Below are 20,543 nucleotides of genomic sequence, written 5' to 3' on the forward strand. Positions count from 1 at the left end.
GTGATTTTACTCCGGTGCTGCCAGGGATGGGGCGGCGGGCTGGCAGGAATGGCGTTCCCCAAGCCGGGGTGCGCGCATGACGGGGCGCGGCTGCCTGTCGATGGTGAAAGGGCTGGGCACCATCTGCATGACGGTTTCGCCATCCACGATCGGGCTTAGCATGCCGTTTTCATGAAGCTGCGGGTCCGCCAGCACCTCTTCGGGTGACGCAATCATCTGCCAGAGCACGTCCGCGCGGGCGAAACGATCTTCCCAGTGGGTGAGGGGTTCTGCTGAAAACAACTGGTCGAGCAATGGGATCAATGCTGCGCGGTTCTGGCGGATCGACCGGGCGGTCGCGAAATCCGGGTCGGTGGCAAGGTCGGGGCGGTCGATTGCCTCGCACAGCCGAACGAAGCCACGCCGGGAATCGATCTCAGTCAGGAAGAACCAGCGCCCGTCACTCGCTTGATAGCTGTTGACCATGGGTGTGCGACAGTCGGTACGCGGTTGCTGCGCGCCCATGCCGCCATGGACGGCCTGCACAGCCAGATCCCCGCTCATGATATAGGCGCCGGTCTGAAGCAGCGAGGTTTCGACCATGCCGCCCTTGCCCGTCCATTCCCTTCGGAGCAGCGCCGAAATGATCCCGGCATAGGCCGCGAGCGCCATCGCCATGTCACCATAACCGCCGGTCGGGACTGGCGGCGTTCCGCCTGGAACGAGCAACTGGTGCATGAGTCCGCTGCGCGCCCAGAAGCCGCCCACATCGAACACGCCCGTGTCACTTTGTGGCCCTCGCAGGCCAAGACCGGTGATGGAGGCGTAGATAAGCCGGGGGAAGCGTTCCATCACGGCTTCGGGAGAAAGCGATAGGCGTTGCAGCGAGCCCGGCCGCAGATTGGTGATGAAGACATCGGCATTGGCCAGAAGTCCGTCCAGCGCGTCGCGCCCATCCAGCGTGGCGAGATCGAGGATGATACTGTCTTTGCCGCGATTGAGCAGCGAAAAGGTGGGACTGCTCTTGTCGCTGCCCATCGCGCCCAGAAAGTCGCGGCCGGGATCACCGGTCGCCGGTTCGACCTTGATGACCTCGGCGGACAAATCTGCCAGCAGGGCCGCGGCTCCCGGTGCGGCGAGCCAGCTTCCCAGCTCAACCACCTTGAGGCGCGGCCCTGTTCCCTTTTCCATCCCTAGCGGTCCTTCAGGCGGTTGCCGCTGGAGCAGGCGCTACCAGACCGAGCGCACGGCCGGTATTGTCCCGCATGATGAGGCGCAGTTCTTCATCGGTCAGCTCTGGCAGATGATCGACAAGGTCAGAGGGCATATGCACGCCTTCGGGATGGGGCCAGTCGGACCCGCCCAGCACGCAAGGCGCGCCCAGCGTCTGGACTAGGCCGGCGATATCGTCTTCGGGGAAGGGCGATACTTTGATATGGCGCTTGAACACTTCGCGCGGGCGTTCGCCGATATTGCCGAACGGCCAGTCTTCCTTGCCGGACATGCGTGCTGCCCGATCCATCTTGCGGACCATCGGCAGCACCCATTCTGAACCATATTCCAGCACGAACACGTTGATGTTGGGGAAACGGCCGAACAGATTGTGGGTGATGAGGGCCATCAGCGTGTCGCCGATCGCACGGTCGCCGAAGCAAGTGGCGCGCATGAACGGCGTCCAACGGTGCAGAGGGCGGGTGTGGCTTTCGCCCCACAGCGCGCCGTAATATTCGGCTTCGCCAGTGTTTGAGAGGTGATAGCAAACGGTCACCCCGGCTTCGTTGACTCGGCTCCAGAAAGGATCGAAGCGCGGATCGGCGGGGGACAAGTTACCGCGCACCGGCCCGGCGCGCAGATGGATGAGCTTTGCGCCACGCTCCAGTACGCGGTCCAGCTCGCGGCAGGCCCATTCTGGGTTTTCGAGCGCAAGGCAGGGTGCTGCGAACAGGCGGCCGTCGGCGCCGAAGCCCCAATCTTCCTCCAGCCACATATTGTAGGAGGTGAGGTTGGCCCCCAGTGCTTCCGGATCGCTGGACAACAGCCATTCCGCGCCGATTTCGAGCGAGGGGAGCATGATCGCCGCCTCGATATTATCATTGTCGAGATATTTGAGGCGCACGTCGCGGCGACGGGATTCGGGCAGGTCATCGGCGGTGATCATGCCCTGGGCGAACCAGCCTTTGCTGCCGTGACCGCCGGACTTATAATATTCCAGCATCGCGCCTGGCTGCCCCGTGGAATGGGTGGGAGCTGCGCCATAATAGGTTACCTTCTGGTCGCCGAACATGACCCGGCCGGTGGCTTCGCCTTCGCGGCGGATAACCTGAACGGCACGACCCTCGTCGATCCACTTACGCGGCAGATGGCGCGTGAAGCAGTCGTCGGTCTCATAGAAATGCTGATCGGCGTCGATCATCTTGAAAGGGAGCTTGTTCATCGCCACTGCGCCTTTTTCTCGCATTGAATACCAAACGACCGGTAGATTACATTGATTGAGATAAGTTCGCAAGGAGCAATTAGGCAAAAATCCAACAGTGGGTGAAAAAGGTCTGAAAGGCATATAATATACAGCAAAATGAAGCTAATGGCGGTTCGGAAGACAGTCGTCCGACCCACTAATCGTGCGAATCGGAACGGCAATAATTCATCACCAACCAAACGACCGGTTTACAAATCGCGTTGCTGGGGTTAGTTGGAGTGGTGAAGCTGATTCAGGGAATGAGATGGCTACGAAATCGTCGCACCCACGACAGTCGCCTTATGCAGGAGAAGTCCGGCCTGATCGTTACGAAGCTATTCTCGTCGACAGGTCTGAGAGTCTCCTTGATGCGGTCGTAAGGCGTCTTGCTGACCGCTGCGCGCCGAGCGGGAGGCTCGATCCGGATGCGCTCGATCGCGAACAGTCGGCTTGTTATGAACTGGCTTTTGCCAGCGCCGAAATCCTGGCAGCACGGCAATTTTGCTCTGCTACCGTAGGAGCGAGTGCCGATGCACTCGATGCCGGACTGGCTGCAATTTACATCGCGGATGTTCTCGTGGGGGCGCTAGATCGGCTTGAAAGAATTGCGCGTTATCTGGACGTGGCAGTGGATGACGTAGCGGCCTTACGCAGCACATCGGAATGGCGGGAAATTCTGGAACGCGGTGGCTTTGGCGCCCAGGAACGGTTGGGCGCGCAAGTCTGCTCTGGCGACACATTTGGCGACGTTGAAATGTCGGCCGATGCGCGGATGAGCTTCGACAGCTTTGCTCGCTTTGGTGCTGACGTTGTCCGCCCACTGGCCGAAGAGATTCATCGCCAAGACCTGATCGTTCCCGAAGCCTTGCTTGGCCCGATGCGCGAAATGGGCATTTTCGGGTTGGGTGTATCGGCGCGTTTTGGCGGCACGGCACCTGACGATGGCGAAGACAATCATGTCATGATCGCCATTACAGAGGCGCTTTCGGAAGCATCGCTTGGCGCTGCGGGCAGCCTGATCACGCGGGCGGAAATATTGGCGCGCGCCATGGCGGCTGGCGGTACGGAGGACCAGAAGGCTCGCTTCCTGCCCGGTATCGCTGCGGGTGCGCCGTTGTGCGCCATCTCCATCACTGAGCCCGATTATGGGTCGGACGTCGCCAGCCTGTCGTTGCGGGCGACGCGGACGGAGGGCGGCTGGCTGCTGAACGGTGCGAAGACCTGGTGCACCTTTGCCGGGAAAGCCGGGCTACTGATGGTCGTCGCCCGTACTGGTGGGAAGGATGCGGGGCATAAAGGCCTCAGCATCATGCTGGTCGAAAAGCCTTCGTTCGAGGGGCATGATTTCCAGCACGAACAGCCCGGCGGCGGGCGGCTGACGGGCCATGCGATCCCGACGATCGGCTATCGTGGGATGCACAGTTTCGATCTGGCCTTTGAAAATGTCTTCGTGCCCGACGATCACCTGCTGGGCGGGGAAGCGGGGCTGGGCAAGGGCTTCTATTACACCATGGCGGGCATGACCGGTGGGCGGATGCAGACCGCCGCGCGGGCGTGCGGTGTGATGCGCGCCGCGATCGAGGCCGCGCGCAGCTATGCCGGGGAGCGCAAGGTTTTCGGCCGCGCCCTTGGCGACTATCCGCTGACGCAGGCGAAGATCGCGCGCATGGCGGCGCGCTTCGTCGCCTGCCGTCACCTGACCTATGCGGTCGGAACTTGGCTGGACGAGGGGCGGGGGCAGATGGAGGCCAGTCTCGTCAAGTTGCTGGCCTGTCGGTCGGCCGAACTGGTGACGCGCGAGGCGCAGCAGATTCATGGCGGCATGGGCTATGCCGAGGAAATGGCGGTCAGCCGCTACTTCGTCGATGCCCGCGTGCTGTCGATTTTCGAAGGAGCCGAGGAAACGCTGGCGCTCAAGGTGATCGCGAAGGGAATGCTGGAGCGTGCGCTTCTCGAACAGGCCCAACCATCCGGCGATGCGAGCTGATATGACTGTAGATACGATCACGAAAGACAAGGTCACGGATTATGCGGTCGAGGACGGCATCGCCGTGATCACCACCGACTATCCTCCCGTCAACGCCCTGTCCCACGCGGTGATGAGCGGAATGGCCGCAGGGCTGGAGCGGGCCTATGCCGACGCAGGCGTGCGGGGCATTGTCATCGCCTGTGCCGGGCGGACCTTTCATGCAGGGGCGGACATCACGGCCATGGGAAAGCCGCGAGAGTGGCCGGAATTGCGCGACCTTCAGGCGATCGTCGAGCGCTCCCCCAAGCCGGTGGTTGCCGCCATTCATGGCACCACGCTGGGCGGGGGTCTGGAACTGGCGCTGGTCGCCCATGCCCGTGTCGCGGCGAAAACCACGCGTGTGGGATTGCCCGAAGTGAAGCTGGGCATTGTGCCAGGCGCTGGTGGGACGCAGAGGCTCACCCATATCGCCGGGCCTGAACTCGCGCTCGATCTGGTGACGAGCGGGCGGCAGATTGGGGCAGATGAGGCATTGAAGGCCGGTCTGGTCGATGCCGTGGTTGCGGATGGCGAATTGCGCTCCCGCGCCGTGGCGTTGGCGGGGGATCTGGCGGCGCGTGACGGCCTACCAATTGTCGGGAGCGCGACCAAAGACCTTCCGGCGGAGGAGGTCGCGGGACTGTTCGATCGCTATCGCAAAACCAACGCGCGCAAATATCGCGGGTTCAAGGCGCCCGAATATGCGGTGCGCTGCATCGAGGCGGCGATGAGCCTGCCACTAGCGGAAGGGTTGAAGGCCGAGCGCGCCCTTTATGAGGGCCTGCGGGACGGCGATCAGGCGCTGGCGCAGCGGCACATATTCCTGGCCGAACGGCTGGCGGCAAAGCTGCCGCCCGATCTGGCAGGCAGCGGCACGAGACCGGTCGAGACAGTCGCGGTCATCGGCGCGGGCACGATGGGTGGCGGCATCGCGATTAATTTCCTGACTGCCGGAATTGCCGTGACTTTGGTTGAGCGTAACAGGGAAGCATTGGATCGGGGCGTCGCCATGATCCGTCGAAACTATGAAAGAGGCTTGTCGAGCGGGCGTGTCACGCAGGACGCCATCGATACGGCCATGGCATTGCTGCGGCCCACCACCCGGATTGAAGACGTCGCCGCTTGCGACCTGATCGTGGAAGCGGTCTATGAAAATATCGCGGTCAAGCGCGAGGTTTTCGAGGCGCTCGACAGGGTCGCGCGGCCCGATGCGATATTGGCTACGAACACATCCTATCTCGATCTGGACGATATCGCGGCTTTCACCAACCGGCCGGAGAGCGTCGTTGGCATGCACTTCTTTTCGCCCGCCAACATCATGCGGTTGCTGGAAATCGTGCGGGGCGAACATACCGCGCCCGACATACTCGCTACGGTCGTTGGCCTGTCGCGCCGGATCGGCAAGGTCGGCGTGATCGTCGGTAACTGCTTCGGCTTTGTCGGCAACCGCATGCTGGCGCAGCGGCAGAAGGAAGCGGAAAAGCTGCTGCTGGAAGGGGCGATGCCGTGGGACGTGGATCGCGTGCTGTTTGATTTCGGCTTTCCCATGGGGCCGTTCCAGATGCGTGACCTGGCTGGCAATGATGTGGGCTGGAACCGGGAGACGAGCAGTTCCTCGACCGTCCGGGAAATATTGAACGAGCGCGGACGGTTCGGCCAGAAGGCGGGCAAGGGCTATTATGACTATGACGCTGCGGGAAAGCCTGTCCCGTCCGATGAGGTGCAGGGCATCATCCTTGAACTGGCAGAGCGCAAGGGCATTGTGCGACGGGAGATAGGGGAGCGCGAGATATTCGAGCGGTGCCTTTATCCGATGGTGAACGAAGGCGCGCGCATATTGGAAGAAGGCAAGGCGTTGCGGGCGTCCGATGTCGATGTTGTCTGGGCGACTGGCTATGGCTGGCCGGCCTATCGCGGTGGACCGCTTTTCTGGGCGGGGCAGGAGGGCATCGGGTTGATTGTTGAGCGGCTTCGGGCGCTCGCACCTCGGTTGGGCGAGGATTTTATCCTTTCGCCACTGTTGGCAAAGCTCGCCGCCGAGGGGCGCGATTTTGAGGGTATTGGAAGCGGGAAGGTGCAGGCATGAAAATGCGGCGGGCAGCCATCGTTGATCCTATCCGGACGCCGGTCGGCAAATATCTGGGTGCGCTGGCCGACATCCCTGCGGGCGAACTGGCGGCGGTGGTGCTGCGGGCGCTGGTGGATCGCACCGGGATTGACCCGGAGCGGGTGGACGATGTCGTCTTCGCGCAGGGCTATGGCAATGGCGAGGCGCCTGCTGTCGGACGCTGGGCGGCGCTGGCGGCGGGATTTCCGGTCTCGGTGCCGGGCTATCAACTCGACCGACGCTGCGGCTCCGGGCTTCAGGCGGTGATCGACGCCGCGATGATGGTGCAGACTGGCGCGGCCGATGTGGTGATTGCGGGCGGTGTCGAAAGCATGAGCCAGGTCGAACATTATACGACACAGATGCGCCGGGGGGTGCGCGGGGGATCGACGGAACTGCATGACCGGCTATCGAGGGGGCGCGTGATGTCGCAGCCGATCGCGCGGTTCGGCGTCATCAGCGGCATGATAGAGACGGCCGAAAATGTCGCGCGCGATTTCGGCATAACGCGCGAGGAATGCGACGCCTACGCCGCGATGAGTCACCAGCGGGCGACGGCGGCGTGGGCGGAAGGCCGGTTCGATGATGAACTGGTGCCTGTTGCCGTGCCGCAGCGTCGCGGTGATCCCATTATTTTCGACCGGGACGAAGGATTCCGCTCGGACGCTACGGTGGATTCCCTTGGCCTCCTGCGTCCTATCGAAAAGAATGGCGTCGTAACCGCAGGCAATGCCAGCCAGCAAAATGACGCCGCCGCCGCCTGCCTGGTCGTGGCGGAGGATAGGCTGGAGGAAATGGGGCTGGAGCCGATGGCGTGGCTGCATAGTTGGGCAGCGGCGGGGTGCGAGCCATCTCGCATGGGCATCGGTCCCGTTCCTGCGGTGGAGCGGCTTTTCCGGCGGACTGGGCTCAGCTGGGATGACATCGGGCTGGTCGAATTGAACGAGGCGTTCGCGCCGCAGGTGCTGGGCGTGCTCAAGGGTTGGGGCTGGGATGATCGGGACCGGTTGAACGTGAACGGCTCCGGCATTTCGCTCGGCCATCCGATTGGTGCGACGGGGGGACGGATACTCGCAAACCTGTTGCGGGAAATGCGGCGTCGTGACGTGCGCTATGGCCTTGAGACGATGTGTATTGGCGGCGGCCAGGGGCTGGCAGCGGTTTTCGAACGTGCCTAGCGTGTGGGCAATTGCAGACATAGAGGGGTTGTCATGGGCATTATCGCGGTAACGGGAGCGTTCGGCGCGTTGGGCAGGAGCGTCGTGGAACTGCTTGCCGACCGGGGGCATGTGATCGCTGCCATCCATCTGGGCGAGGCGCCGCAGAGCTATCCTTATGGGATGGCCATTGGCGGCATCGACCTGACGCAGCCGGATGCCGTTGCCGGAGCCTTCGCACAGATTGCAAAGGTGCATGGGCGGATCGATGGTCTGGTCAATATCGCTGGCGGTTTCATGTGGCGCATGGTGGCTGATACCGATCCTGAGGATTGGGACAGGATGTATCGAATGAACCTGCTGTCGGCCGCGCTCTGCTGCCGGACGGCCACCGCCTATCTGTCTGAATCGGGTGGCAGCATCGTCAATATCGGCGCGGCGGCTGCTCGTGCTCCGGCGGCGGGTATGGCGCCCTATGCCGCATCCAAGGCGGCGGTGATGGCGCTGACCGAAAGCCTTGCCAATGAATTGAAGCCGCATAGCCGCGTCAACGCGATCCTGCCGACGATCATCGACACGCCTGCGAACCGGGCCGACATGCCGGACGCCGACGGCAGCGAATGGGTGGCACCTGCTGATCTGGCGAAGGTGGTTGCGTTTCTGCTGTCGCCGGAATCCGCCGCGATTACCGGCGAAGGGATCAAGGTGTCGCTGGGCGCAAAATCATGAAGTAAGAAGCGAATAGACAGGAGATGCGAATGGAGAGGATCAGCACCCCGGACATGGATGCTGCTATTGCCCGGGCCTTGCAGCTCGGGGAAGTGGGCTTGCAGGTCGCGGTCTATTATCAGGGACGGCTGCTGGTGGACACATGGGCGGGGAAGGCCGATGCGACCACGGGTAGCGCGGTGACGAGAGAAACGCTCTTTCCTGTCTTTTCAGTCACCAAATCATTCACGGCCGTAGCCTGTCACATCCAGGCCGAACGAGGCCTCATCGACTATGATGCACCGATCGCGCGCTATTGGCCCGAGTTTGCGGCGAACGGGAAGGAAGGGATCACGGTTCGCCATGTCCTGTCGCATCGGTCGGGTGTGCCGCAGATGCCGCCGGGGATCACAGTGGAAACCATGTGCGACTGGGACTGGATGATCCGCCACATCGAACAGATGGAGCCGCTGTTCCCCGCCGATTCCCAGAGCAGCTATCAGGCGTTTATTTTCGGCTGGTATATAGGTGAGATCGTGCGGCGGACCGACCCGGCGCGCAGGCCGATCAGCCAATTCATCGCGGAGGAAATCTGCGCGCCGCTCGGCATCGCGAACTTCCACCTCGGCCTTGATCCCGCGCTGGAACCGCGCGTTGCGACGCTGACCAATGTCGCCCATGGCGGGCAGGCGTCGGCAGGCGATAGCGGGGCGGTGTCACTGACCACGGCGGTGGCGCCCAGCCATGCGCGCGCTGGCGAGGATGTTGCGCCCTACCTCAGCCTGGCCGTGCCGCCAGCGGTGGCGACCGGCCCCGCGAACTTCAACCGCCCCGATGTTCACGCGGCCGTTCTGCCGGGCGCGGGGGGCATTGCCGACGCGCGGTCGGTAGCGCGCCTCTATGCGATGCTGGCATGCGGGGGTGAACTGGACGGCGTGCGCATCCTTTCTGAAGCCACCGTGCAGAGCTTGACCAAGTTGCGCACGGACCCGTTCCAGACTGATCGCGTGGTCGGCCGTGTCGCCATATTGGGGCAGGGTGGCTTCTGGCTCGGTAGCGACCATCCGGGCGTGGAAGCGGCGATCGGGATAGCACCGTCCATCCTGTGCCATCCGGGCGCTGGCGGATCGATCGGCTGGGGCGACACGGCGAGCGGCCTTGCCGTTGCGATCTGTCACAACCGGATGTTCAGCCGGATCGAAGATCCATCACAGCAGCCCTGGATCGCCATCGGCGACGTTGCGCGGGCGATGGCGGCGGAGCAAGACGCTCTGGACTGAGCAATAGCGTGGTCCGATCGGTGGATCGGACCACGTTCCCAATCACCTGAATTTCCGCATTTTTTGAGCCAGCAGGTCATGTCGCCTGCTTCGAAAATACTCTGGCGAACGGGCGCCCTTATTGGGCGGTGCGCCCTCCATCCACGGCCAGCGATGTACCGTGGATGTTTGATGCCGCGTCCGAACACAGGAACAATATCGCCCCCGCCACTTCATCCGCCGTTCCATCGCGGCCTGTCGACGGATGATAGGCTTTGCTGCGAGCGGCCCATTCCTCCGCCGTGTAGTTTGATCGCTGATGCGCCCGGATCGGGCTGTCGATCGCGCCCGGGCAGACGGCGTTGATGCGCACGCCCTTCATGCCATATTCCAGCGCCGCCGCCTTGGTCATGCCCAGCACGGCATGTTTGGTTGCCGCATAGATGCTGACGCCTGCCTGCCCCACCAGCCCGGCGGAAGAGGACATGTTGACCACACAGCCTCCGCCGCTGCGTTCGATGGCCGGGATCGCATATTTCATGGCCAGCCACATGCCCTTGAGATTGACCGTGATCAGACGGTCGAACTGATCCTCGTCCACGTCGCAAAGATGTTTCATCCCGGTCTGGGTGATGCCGGCGTTGTTGATGAGCGCATAAAGTCCTCCGAAATGAAGGATCGCCTGTTCCACCATGTGCGCGACATCGGCGGGGTCAGCGATATCGACCCGTTCCACGATTACTTCCGCCCCCGTCGCGACAAGTGCGTCCCTGGCAGCGGCCAGGCCGCTTTCATCGACATCGGCGAGCAGCAGTCTGGCGCCCTGCCGGGCAAAGGCATGGGCGCTGGCAAGGCCAATGCCTGACGCGCCGCCAGTGATGATGACTGTCCTGTCGCGCAGTTCCGGCAATATCATGCCTTTTGTTCCTTTTGCTCGTGGCTCAGCGGATTGTCTTCTCTTGCGCGCTCCACCGATGCTCGTGCTGCTTCTGGCAGCAGAACGCCAGCTTCAACAGCGGCTTCGGCAGCTTCGCTGAAGCGGCGCAGATAATCTTCGGGGCCTTCATATAGCGCGGCCAATTGTTCCGACGTCAATGGCTCGCTCGATCCGCGAAGGAACGCCCAATCGGGTGTATTGAAACCAGTATGCACAGCCGTCGGCACCGCGACCTCGGGCAGGCGAACACCGCCCCGAGCAATCCCGAGTGCGTCGCGGACAATGCGCGGCGGAATGCTGTCGCTTGCCGGTTTGACCTTAATGCGCGGCTGGATAGTGGGCGGGACGCCCTCTTCGATCCATCGACGCATCCGGTAAAGAGCAGCGTCGCGAAAGGGCTGAATGTCAATGCTGTTGGGCGGCAGGTCCGTGGCGGTAAAGGCCGCGCTGACCTTGATACCCCCTGCGTGAGCGATGCCAGCTGCTTCCCACAGGCGGAACCGCTCATTGTCTGGTTGGCGGACGAGGGCGAAGCTGCGGCTTTCGGTTTCGCTATTGATCACAAAAACGGGGACGTCGATGTCGCGCAGCCGGCTGGTCCCGGACGGGCAGCTACCGTCTATCAGGTCTGACAGATCGTCCAGGCCACCGGGTAGCGCATCGCCATCCGTTTCGATGGCGGTGGGGCTGCCGAAGTAAACGTCTAGCATGAAGCCGGAAAAGGGATGGCCCATCGGCGTGATCGCGTTGATGTAGGCGGCGAGCCTCCCAGCCGACTGGGATGCGCCACGGGCGATCACATGCCGCACGGCAAGGCCCCTTAAGGGGTCGATGGGACCAGTTCGGTGCGGACCGACCGCCGCTCCAATCTGCGAGAACAGGTCGTAGGATATGTCGTCTGTCGGAATCGAAAGGTCCTGGTATCGCTCCGGATCGAAGGCGAGGAGGCCCTTGGGGTCGGGGCCCGCAAACCCCTCAATCCCGACGCGCTGCACGGATGCCGCGACGATGACGTAGCCATTCTCATACATCAGGGGATGGGTGCGGATATTGTCGAAACCGGCGGAAACATTGTTCCAGATCAGGATGACGATGCCATTGAAGCGGGAGTCATCTGCGGGACGTCGTACGACAATGCGGGTGCAATAGGGCAGAGCTTCCCCTCGTTCGACCTGCCACTGACCATCCGGCGATGGCCCGGTCCCATCCGCGAAATGAAAGCGCGAGGCGGTGCCGGAGAGGAAATATTCCTCCTGCCTATATTCGACGCTGGTGCAGTCGAACAGCGGTTGGATGAAGGGCTGGCCACGTCCGCCCTCAACGGGTCCGATCATGCTCCGATCCGGCATTGGCAATTCTCTCCTGTGAACGATTTATTCAGCGGGTTGTGGCTGCGGGCAGGGCGGTTCCTGCGGTGCTGCGACCAAGTGCCGCCGCAGCATGCCCGCCCATAAGGGAACGAGCGCGGCTGCGCCGATCGACAACAGACCGACGGTTTGGGTGTTGCCTAGGCGCGGTCCTGGCAAATCGGTCAGGATGCCACTTGATACGGCCGCGCCAATGGCGCTCGCTGAATATTGAAGCGCACCGAGCAATGCGCCGAACCCGGCCCGCTCGACCGAATCAGGTGCCTGAAGCGCCAATGTGGTCATGGACACGCTCAAGGTCGATATGCTCATGATCACGACGCACATGGCGGTCGCGCCCGTTGCTAGGCCAAACGGGAGCACATAGCTTAGTAACACGCCCCCGCTGAAGGTGCACGCGGCAGGCAGGATCAATGTGTGAGGACCCCGGCGATCCATAATCCGTCCAACCACGCGAAGCAGGGCGAAAGTTACTCCACCACACCCCATATAGAATATCGCCAGCCAGCCGCGGGGCAGGTGCAGGTTGAGCAGCAGCAGCGACGCATTGTTCGCCGCCAGCAGGCCGAAGGCGATTGTCATCGTGAATATGCTCGCCATGGCGACACGAAAGGCAGGGCGAAGCAATGCGCCTTTCAACCGGAATCCGGCGGGACGCAGGGGGTCATTCAGATGTGCCGCCATCGGGGGCAGGGCGAACCGCGCGATCACCATGAGCGCCAGCGCCGCCGTGCCCAGCAGCAGTAAAGGCAACCGCCAGTTCGCGATCGCGGCAAGCTGTATCGCCATAGGCAGGCCGATGATCGACACAAGTGGGCCTGTTCCGAGCACGAGCGCGAAGGCCCGTCCGTGTCGTTCGGGTGCGATCGTATCGGCAATGATCGCCGTCAACAGTGCCGAGCATATTCCGCCGCATCCGCCCGCGATGGCGCGCATGAGCATCAGCATCGGCAGGCTGTTGGCGTAGCTTGCCCCTATGGTAGCAAGGCCGATCAGGGTGAGGCAGATTGTTAGTGGCGTGCGACGATCATATCGATCGAGAAGTCCTGCCGAGCCGAGACCCGTGGCGAACCCCGCCAACGAATAGGATGATGCCAATAGTCCGAGACCTGCTACTGGTAGGCCCAGGTCCACCGCGATGTCCGGCCCGATTGGCAGGATGACGGTGAACCCCAGCATCACGATGAATTGCGTTGTTGTGGCAATAGCGATCGTTCGGGTTTGCATCCGCGAAATCTCCGGCGCGTCAGGCTGGGGCGGTGACGACCGGGTCTGGTCGAATGCGCCCGCGTGAACCTATGACCAATAGCACCGCGCCGAAGAGCGTCGCACCGGCAAGCAGCATGAATGACGTTGAGAAGCCGTACATCCTGTTCACAGGGCCAAAGATGATCGGGATCAAAAACGGGCCGACATGAAATGTGCTGAAGATAGCTCCCATGGCAAAGGCGCGACGGCTGGCGTGGATACGGTCCAGCAGGAAGCTGCTGAGCGCCGGTTCAAACAGAATGGAAGCGCTGCCTGTGACAGCGGAGGCAATAAGCAGTCCCGTCACACCGTCAGCACGGACGAACAACATCGTGCCAAGGCTGAACAAGGCAAGAGAGAGCGCAATGATCGCCAAGGGGTGCATCTTTCGCCTCAGCCGCACGAAATAGAGGCTGATCCCGATCGAGGCCAATGGCGCCGGCAACATGACGGCCGCGAATGTGCGAGGGTCGAGAAACCCCTTTTCCCGAAGCAGGAACGGCAACTGAGTATAGATATTATACTGTGCCAGAGCGAGGAAGACGTTACCCAGCATGGCCAGAATGAAGATCGCGTTAATCGTCTCGCGCAACGGTTGCTGCGTTTCGGTTGGTTCCTGGACCGCTGTTTCTAACTGGCGCGCAGCGGGTTTCACGCGCAGCAGCGCAAAGATGAACAGGGGGACGCCAACGAGATAGAGCCACATCGGCGCAGCCCATCCATGACTATTTGCAAAGAGCCCGCCTGCCTGCACGGCAAGCATCGAGAAGAACGTCATCGCAGCCCAGCGATAGCCCAGCATTTTCGTGCGTGCTTCACCGGCATAATAATCGCCGATCATGGACAGGCTGACCGTCATCAGCGCGCCTACGCCCAGGCCCAGGATGAAGCGAAGGATGATAAGGACCGTGAAATCGGTCGTCATCATGCACCCGAGGCCCGCCGCCGTGTCTGTGAACAGGGCGGCGAGAAGGATCGGACGCTTGCCCCAGCGGTCTGCAAGCCAGCCGAGCAGAGGTGATGCGATCATGGCGATGCCCGGAACGGTCATCAGCATTTGCGCATAGGCTATGCCACGCGCTCCATCCCCCAGTTCCGCTGCTAGCAGCGGCAGCCCAGGCGAAAGCAACGTTGTCGTGAAGGTATTGGGCAGTGTGGCGAAAAGCAGGAAGAGGAATATCGGCCATCCCGGCGCTAGGACGGAACTTTTCGTTTTCATGGTCTTATTCCTCTTCCTGTCCGTTATTTACCGCGCCGACGCGCCAAAGCGATAGCGCAACTGAATGCCATACATGCGGGGTTCGCTATAGACATAGCGGGCAAAGCCGCCGCCATAGCTTGCGCCATTCTTGCCGTAATTGGCCTGCAGCTGGATCGGGAAGGTCTTGTTGGCGACATTGGTCATGAAGAACGACATGTCGATCGGGCGACGCCCGACATTGGCCCATTCGACGCGCAGGTTGAGCAGGTTGCTTTGCGGCAGGTAGCCGAAGGGTTCCTGACTGGGGAAGGTGATCTGCGTGTAATAGCGGTCCACATGCGAGAAGCTGATTGAGGGTGACAGCGTCTGGATGTCGTCCAGCTTCAGGTCATATCGCGCCGATACCGAAAATTGGTTCTTAGGCGAAAATGAGAATGGAACAGCCGTCTTGTCGTCAATCAACACCTGGCCGCCGGAAAGATAGGTGAACTGGAACTTGTCATATTTCGCGTCGGTATAGCTGTAGCCGCCGCTGATGCTGAAATTCGGGAATGGATTGATGGTCGCTTCCACCTCGATGCCCTGGATGTGCGCGGCCCCCGCGTTCACGATCGCAGAACCGCCGGAAATCTGGCCGTTCGGCAAAACCGTAGTCGTCGTCCCCGACTTTTGAATGTCCTTATAGTCCGAATAATAATAATCGGCGTTCAGGCGGACGGGGATGGTGCCCAGATGGAACTGGGTTTTGGCTCCCGCTTCATAGGTCGTTACATATTCCGGTTCAAAGGTCAGCTTCTGCGGGTTGGTGCCGTTGAAGTTGTACCCGCCGCTCTTGTAGCCATGGCTTGCCTTGGCATAGACCATCACGCGGGGCGTGATCTGGTAATCGACGGAGACAAGCCAGTTGGGCGCCGAACTTTTCGACCGGGCGCTGAGCTGGCAACCGGGGAAGGTCGCCGCCGGGATGATGCAGGCCGTCGGCGTGTAGAAGGCGTGGAAGGATTTCTTGTCGTCCCAGCTGTAGCGATAGCCGCCGGTTAGCCTTAGCCCATCGAGCGCCGGGGTGAGAACGCCCATGTCGAGCGCCGCTTGTGCATAGACACCGGTCGATTTGCGATGCTCGCCAGTCGAGGCCGTTGAGAATGCGCCGTTGTTTGAACCCTGGCGGATTTCCGGCCCCAGTGACTTGGCATCTTCATGATAGACACCGGTCACCAGGTTCAGGTGATCGTCCAGCAGCTTGCCCTGGAGTTGTAGTTCCTCCGTCCACTGCCGCGCATCGGTGGAATTTGCGTCACCCGGCCCGGTGTCCTGGATGGGCAGGCGCGACCCGTCCTGGTCGAAAGCGGCGCGGGTTTTGTACCGGGCATAGCTTGCAATATTGCGCAGCTTGAAGGTGTCGGACAGATCTATTGTCAGACTGTCGGTCGCCATAAACAGGCGCTGCTTTTCCACCGGGACGATGTTGAGCTGGGTCCTGCGCGGGCCACGGGCCTGCTGCTCGGCCAGGACCTGGCTTAGCAGCGGGACGCCGAAGACACGCGCCGTTGATCCCTGCAAGGCGCCATTAGCGGGGTTGAGCGCCGTATTGAAACCGGCGAAGACTGATCCGGTGCCATGCTGATCGACCTTCACATTCGTCACCAGCAGGTAATTTTCGATTGTCTCTGTCGGCCGCCATGTCAGGCCGCCGCGTAGCGTCCAGTAATGCCGGTCGTCGAGATCGCGATTGGTGGTGACTTCGCGGGTATAGCCGTCGCGCGCGGCGAAGCGGCCAGCGACGCGCAACAGCAGCTTGTCCTCGACCACCGGCACGTTGACCATAGCCTCGACTTCATGGTCGTTATAGTTGCCGAGCTGCCCTTGCACATAGCCGTCAAACTGGTTCTTTGGCTTGGCCGGTTCCACCAGCACCGCGCCGCCGGTGGTGTTGCGGCCGAACAGCGTGCCCTGCGGTCCCTTGAGGACCTGGATATTTTCCAGATCGTAGAACAGCGTGCCGGTGCCGATCTGGCCGACGGTGTCGCTGCGTTGGGGAAGGGGTACTTCGGCAAAATAGACCGCAACGCCCGGTCCGCCGCCGAAGGTCGATCCCTGACCGCGGATGGTGAAGGTCTGTGTATCGCGCTGGCCGGACGCCTGGCCGACGACGAGTGACGGCACCTTACCCGCCAGATCCTGGTTCGACGTTATGCCCTCGCGACGGAGCGATTCTCCAGTGAAGGCGGTAATGGCCACCGGGACGGTCTGCAGCTGTTCCTCGCGGCGGTTCGCCGTCACAACGATGTCGGCGATCTCGTTGCCTTTTGCCTCAGTGCCTTCCTGAGCGAAAGCAGGCAGGCTATGGCTCAGTTGAAGTGCACTGGCTCCGCACAAAATAGCTCTATAGAATTTCTTTCTATTCATGACGATACTCCCCGGTTGTATATGATATACCTAAAATAATAATTCATAATGTTGGTTTATTGATCAAAGTTGATTTGTTATTGAAATGATAATTGATAATTATGGAGGGTGATTTGGATCTTAGAAGGCTCCATTATTTCGTCGCGATTGCTGAAGAGGGCAGCTTCCAAAGTGCGGCCAGCGTACTCCATGTCGCGCAATCCGCCTTGTCCCGGAGAATCCATGAGTTGGAAGAAGAGCTTGGGCTGCCGCTGTTCCTCCGGCTGCCTCGTGGTGCGCAGTTGCTGCCGGCGGGTGAAATCCTGCTCAGGCACGCTCGACCAATTCTTGAAAGCGTCGCCGACGCCAAGGCGCATCTTGCTCGTTACGCGGCTGGAAGGTCGGGGACCGTCAGGATCGGCATGACCGCCCTCGCCGGACAGCTGCGTTTCGTGGGCGAGGCGTTCACGGTCTTCGGGAACATGACGGACGACGTCGAGGTGATTGTCAAAATCGTGACCAGCCGTGGCGAGGCGCTTCATCATCTGCGCACTGGACAGGTTGACCTCGCACTCGTTCAGGGCGATGTGAGCGAGCCAGGGCTTTTTGCTGAGCGGATACGCACTTTCGACAGCGTGGTCGTCATGCCCACGGACCATCCGCTGAGTGACAAGGCTGAGGTCAGCGTGGCGGACCTTGCCGCCTTTCCGATTTTGAGCTTTTCGCGCGAGCTTGACACCGTAGCATTTGACAAGATCGTCGCTGCTTGCGTCGCGGCCGGAGCCCAGCCGCGTATCGTTCAGGAAATTCCGGTGGAAACCGTTCGACTTGCGCTGGTCGCCGCAAATATGGGCATCAGCATCGCCAGCACGTCGATCCATGAACGACCTCACCCGGTAGGGCTGTGCTTCCGACGCTTTGTGGGCATAGATTTTGACGCAGGGCTGTACCTCGTCAGACGCAAATCCAGCGACGGACCGGCGATCGACTTGCTGGCCAAGGCCATAGGCGACGCGGCAGAAGATGCGCAACGTGTTGACGATCGTGGCTGATTGCTGATGCATGGAACAGCAATCGTCGGCCGCAGCGCGCAGCTTGCCATGATTGTGGCGAACCTGTTCCACCCAGAATCCTTTCCTTACCTTTTTAGGCTTTCGGAAAGGCTATACACAACCAACCGGTCGGTCAATAAAATAAATGAGTCTTGTGGCGACGCTCTTGAGGACGCCTTTGGTGGGCAGAAAAGTTTTGAAAATCTGGAGTTAAGTGTTGTTCTGCATAACGCCAGCGTCCTAAAGCACCAGCCATTCTGCAATTTTAATTGACCGGTCGTTTGTTTTGTAGTGTGATGGGGGCATGAACGAATTTCACTCATCCGTCCAATCCCCTGCCGACTCCAGGCTCGAGGCATTTGCCGGGCTACGCATTGTTGAGGTCGGCTCCTGGCTGGCCGTCCCCAATGCAACCGCGATGTTCGCTGATCTGGGCGCCGAGGTCCTGAAAATAGAAAGCGCAGGCGGTGATCCGGTCAGGCGCTTTCCCCATTCCATGCGCGGCGATGATGTCTCCTCCGCCGCTTTTGCAATGCTCAACCGCAACAAGAAGAGCGTGGTGCTGAACCTAACTGAGCCAGAGGACCGCGCCCGATTTGAAAAGCTCCTAAGTACAGCGGATGTGCTGGTGAACAACCTTCGACCCGCGCAGATTAGCAGGCTGGGTTTGGACGCCGAGGATCTCGCATCAGGATACCCTAGACTGATCGTAGCCAGCCTGACCGGACTTGGCCTGCGCGGGCCGGATGCGGACAATGGGGGCTTCGACGTCGGCGCCTTCTGGGCGCGATCCGGCTTTCTCTCGCAAGTCACCCAGGACGGCAGCGAGCCCGCTGCCTTGACAGGCGGCTATGGCGACCTCATGACCTCGCTCTCCCTTTATGCGGCCATAGTTTCGGGTCTGCTGGAACGGGCAAGCACCGGGCGCGGCGGGCTGGTCGAGACATCCTTGTTGCAGACGGCGGCCTTTGCGATCAGTGGCGATTTGGTGTCGCATCAGGCCTATGGCCGCGTGCCGCGAGCCCGCCCCCGGTTGAAGTCCCGCACACCGTTGAACAATAGCTATCGAACGACCGACGGGAGATGGTTCTTCCTGACTTGCGTCGATGCCATGCAGCATGTGCCGGGTGTAACCAGGGCGCTTGGCCGAGCTGAGCTTTCCAACGATCCTCGTTTTGCCTCCCCGCGTTCGATCGGGGAGAATGCGGCTGCGATAATTGCCCTGCTGGATGAAGTCTTTGGCTCACATCCCTTGTCTCATTGGGCCGAACGCTTCGCAGCTGAAGGGGTAACCTGGGAACGGGTTGCCTTCCCGGACGAGTTGTTGTCCGATCCGCAGGTCGCGGCCAACGAAATGACCAGCGAGTGGAGTTGGGATTCCACTTCCTTGCATGGCGTGCCTTCGCCATTCTCTATTTTCCGCACTAAGCGGCCCGCCGCATCTGCGGCGCCCGCGCTGGGCGCCGATAACGCATTGCTGAACGATGCCGGGCCCCAATAATTGTAAAGGCTAACCAATGTCGCTGATTACTGGAATTCTGGATTTTCCCGACGACGTCGCCGATCTGAAAAGCGCGACCGCCGATTTCGTCAACCGCCGTATATTGCCTCATGAGGTCGAGATTAGCTCAAGTGGAGAAGTGCCCGACGCGCTTCAACAGGAATTGTGCGACAGTGGCTATTTCGGCCTCACCATTCCCGAGGAATATGGCGGGTCGGGGCTTTCGCACCTGGCCTTTTACGCGATCCACGAAGAACTGACGCGCGCGCCCAAGCCGGTGTGGGTGCAACTGAACAACGCCAACGGCATCGCCGCGCGCTTTCTGGAATTTGGTGGTTCCGAAACGCTGAAGCGGAAATATCTGCCCGGTATCGCCGCTGGCACGATCTTGCCTGCGATTGCCGTGACGGAGCCTGAAGCGGGATCGGACGTGCAAGGGCTCAAGACCAAGGCGGAACCGATCCCTGACGGCTGGCGGTTGAATGGTGGCAAGCATTACATAACCTTCGGCGCGCGCGCGGATATATTGTTCGTTCTCGCCCGCACCGCTGGGCGCGAGGCGGGGTCCAAGGCGTTTACGCTGTTCCTCGTAGAAAAGGGCACGCCCGGCCTGAAGGTTGCGCGGCTTCAGGAGACGATGGGCGGCCGCCCACTGGAACAGGCCGAGCTGGTGCTGGACGATCTGGAACTGCCCGACTCTGCCGTCATCGGTGAAGTGGGCGGCGGCCTCAAGCTCGTATTCAAGACGTTTGCCGAAGAACGGCTGACCATGGCCACCACGGCGCTGGGCACGGCGCAGCGCGCCATCGAACTTGGCGTCGATTATGCCAAGACGCGCAAGGCGTTTGGCAGCGCGATTGCGGACTATCAGGCGATCCAGCATTCGCTGGCGGATTGTGCGACCGAATTGTTCGCCGCCCGCTCCATGACCTTCGCGCTCGCCCGGCAATTGGGCGACCGACAGGTGGCGCCCTATGAAGTGGCGATGGTTAAGCTCTACGCCTCGGAAATGGCGGGGAGGGTCGTCGATCGTGTGCTGCAGATATTCGGCGGCGCCGGTTTCATGGCGGAAACGCCGATCTGCCAAATGTATCGCGACGTCCGCGTCCTACGCCTTGCTGGCGGCACATCTGAAATCCAGCGCAACATGATCGCGCGACACCTTTTGGGGCAATGATA

At 61.3% G+C, this 20,543-nt stretch carries 16 protein-coding genes; 9 read left to right on the forward strand and 7 right to left on the reverse strand.

Annotation, left to right across the window (positions count from 1 at the left end; translation table 11 throughout):
• Positions 1-6 precede the first annotated feature (6 nt).
• Both ACZ5TB_RS16870 and ACZ5TB_RS16875 read right to left on the reverse strand, forming a co-directional pair.
• Positions 7-1,170, reverse strand: coding sequence for a CaiB/BaiF CoA transferase family protein (locus tag ACZ5TB_RS16870; protein ID WP_464792817.1), 1,164 nt, complete (start codon positions 1,168-1,170; stop codon positions 7-9).
• Positions 1,171-1,183: 13 nt separating this feature from the next.
• Entirely contained in the window at positions 1,184-2,413 is a 1,230-nt protein-coding gene (locus ACZ5TB_RS16875; protein ID WP_464792818.1) for an amidohydrolase family protein, read from the reverse strand.
• A gap of 286 nt (positions 2,414-2,699) precedes the next feature.
• Between ACZ5TB_RS16875 and ACZ5TB_RS16880 the strand changes: the two genes are divergently transcribed.
• From ACZ5TB_RS16880 to ACZ5TB_RS16900, 5 genes are read left to right on the forward strand one after another with little or no spacing between them, the layout of a single operon-like run.
• Complete coding sequence (locus ACZ5TB_RS16880; RefSeq protein WP_464792819.1) at positions 2,700-4,421, forward strand: acyl-CoA dehydrogenase family protein; 1,722 nt, start codon at positions 2,700-2,702, stop codon at positions 4,419-4,421.
• Between the two features lies 1 nt (position 4,422).
• Positions 4,423-6,528 carry a 3-hydroxyacyl-CoA dehydrogenase NAD-binding domain-containing protein gene (locus tag ACZ5TB_RS16885; RefSeq protein WP_464792820.1) on the forward strand — a complete coding sequence of 702 codons (2,106 nt, stop codon included), beginning with the start codon at positions 4,423-4,425 and terminating at the stop codon, positions 6,526-6,528.
• A gap of 2 nt (positions 6,529-6,530) precedes the next feature.
• Positions 6,531-7,727: an acetyl-CoA C-acetyltransferase gene (locus tag ACZ5TB_RS16890; RefSeq protein ID WP_464793274.1), complete on the forward strand. Its 1,197-nt coding sequence runs from the start codon at positions 6,531-6,533 to the stop codon at positions 7,725-7,727.
• Positions 7,728-7,760: 33 nt separating this feature from the next.
• Entirely contained in the window at positions 7,761-8,435 is a 675-nt protein-coding gene (locus ACZ5TB_RS16895) for an SDR family oxidoreductase (protein WP_464792821.1), read from the forward strand.
• Between the two features lie 29 nt (positions 8,436-8,464).
• A complete protein-coding gene (locus ACZ5TB_RS16900) occupies positions 8,465-9,694 on the forward strand; it encodes a serine hydrolase domain-containing protein (protein ID WP_464792822.1) in 1,230 nt (409 codons plus the stop codon).
• Between the two features lie 118 nt (positions 9,695-9,812).
• On the opposite strand, the gene ACZ5TB_RS16905 is transcribed toward ACZ5TB_RS16900, so the two are convergent.
• From ACZ5TB_RS16905 to ACZ5TB_RS16925, 5 genes are read right to left on the reverse strand one after another with little or no spacing between them, the layout of a single operon-like run.
• A complete protein-coding gene (locus tag ACZ5TB_RS16905; RefSeq protein WP_464792823.1) occupies positions 9,813-10,589 on the reverse strand; it encodes an SDR family NAD(P)-dependent oxidoreductase in 777 nt (258 codons plus the stop codon).
• Positions 10,586-11,944 (reverse strand): alpha/beta hydrolase domain-containing protein, encoded by a 1,359-nt coding sequence (locus ACZ5TB_RS16910; protein WP_464792824.1) that lies wholly within the window; start codon positions 11,942-11,944, stop codon positions 10,586-10,588. Before ACZ5TB_RS16910 ends, ACZ5TB_RS16905 begins: the two co-directional genes overlap by 4 nt.
• Positions 11,945-11,983: 39 nt before the next feature.
• The gene (locus tag ACZ5TB_RS16915) at positions 11,984-13,204 is read right to left on the reverse strand and encodes an MFS transporter (RefSeq protein ID WP_464792825.1); all 1,221 of its coding nucleotides are present in this window, start codon (positions 13,202-13,204) and stop codon (positions 11,984-11,986) included.
• Positions 13,205-13,223: 19 nt separating this feature from the next.
• Entirely contained in the window at positions 13,224-14,444 is a 1,221-nt protein-coding gene (locus ACZ5TB_RS16920; RefSeq protein WP_464792826.1) for an MFS transporter, read from the reverse strand.
• 27 nt (positions 14,445-14,471) lie between these two features.
• Entirely contained in the window at positions 14,472-16,832 is a 2,361-nt protein-coding gene (locus ACZ5TB_RS16925; protein ID WP_464792827.1) for a TonB-dependent receptor, read from the reverse strand.
• A 101-nt stretch (positions 16,833-16,933) separates the two neighbouring features.
• On the opposite strand from ACZ5TB_RS16925, the gene ACZ5TB_RS16930 reads away from it, so the two are divergent.
• Genes ACZ5TB_RS16930 through ACZ5TB_RS16945 form a run of 4 tightly spaced genes read left to right on the forward strand, consistent with a single transcriptional unit; the run spans position 16,934 to position 20,541 of the window.
• The gene (locus ACZ5TB_RS16930) at positions 16,934-17,863 is read left to right on the forward strand and encodes a LysR family transcriptional regulator (protein WP_464792828.1); all 930 of its coding nucleotides are present in this window, start codon (positions 16,934-16,936) and stop codon (positions 17,861-17,863) included.
• Positions 17,864-18,136 (forward strand): hypothetical protein, encoded by a 273-nt coding sequence (locus tag ACZ5TB_RS16935; protein WP_464792829.1) that lies wholly within the window; start codon positions 17,864-17,866, stop codon positions 18,134-18,136. It begins immediately after the preceding gene.
• A 31-nt stretch (positions 18,137-18,167) separates the two neighbouring features.
• On the forward strand, positions 18,168-19,364 hold the full coding sequence (locus tag ACZ5TB_RS16940; RefSeq protein ID WP_464792830.1) for a CaiB/BaiF CoA transferase family protein: 1,197 nt from the start codon (positions 18,168-18,170) through the stop codon (positions 19,362-19,364).
• Between the two features lie 16 nt (positions 19,365-19,380).
• The gene (locus ACZ5TB_RS16945; protein WP_464792831.1) at positions 19,381-20,541 is read left to right on the forward strand and encodes an acyl-CoA dehydrogenase family protein; all 1,161 of its coding nucleotides are present in this window, start codon (positions 19,381-19,383) and stop codon (positions 20,539-20,541) included.
• The last annotated feature ends 2 nt before the right edge of the window (positions 20,542-20,543 follow it).

The organism is Sphingobium sp. TomTYG74, from assembly GCF_055393875.1.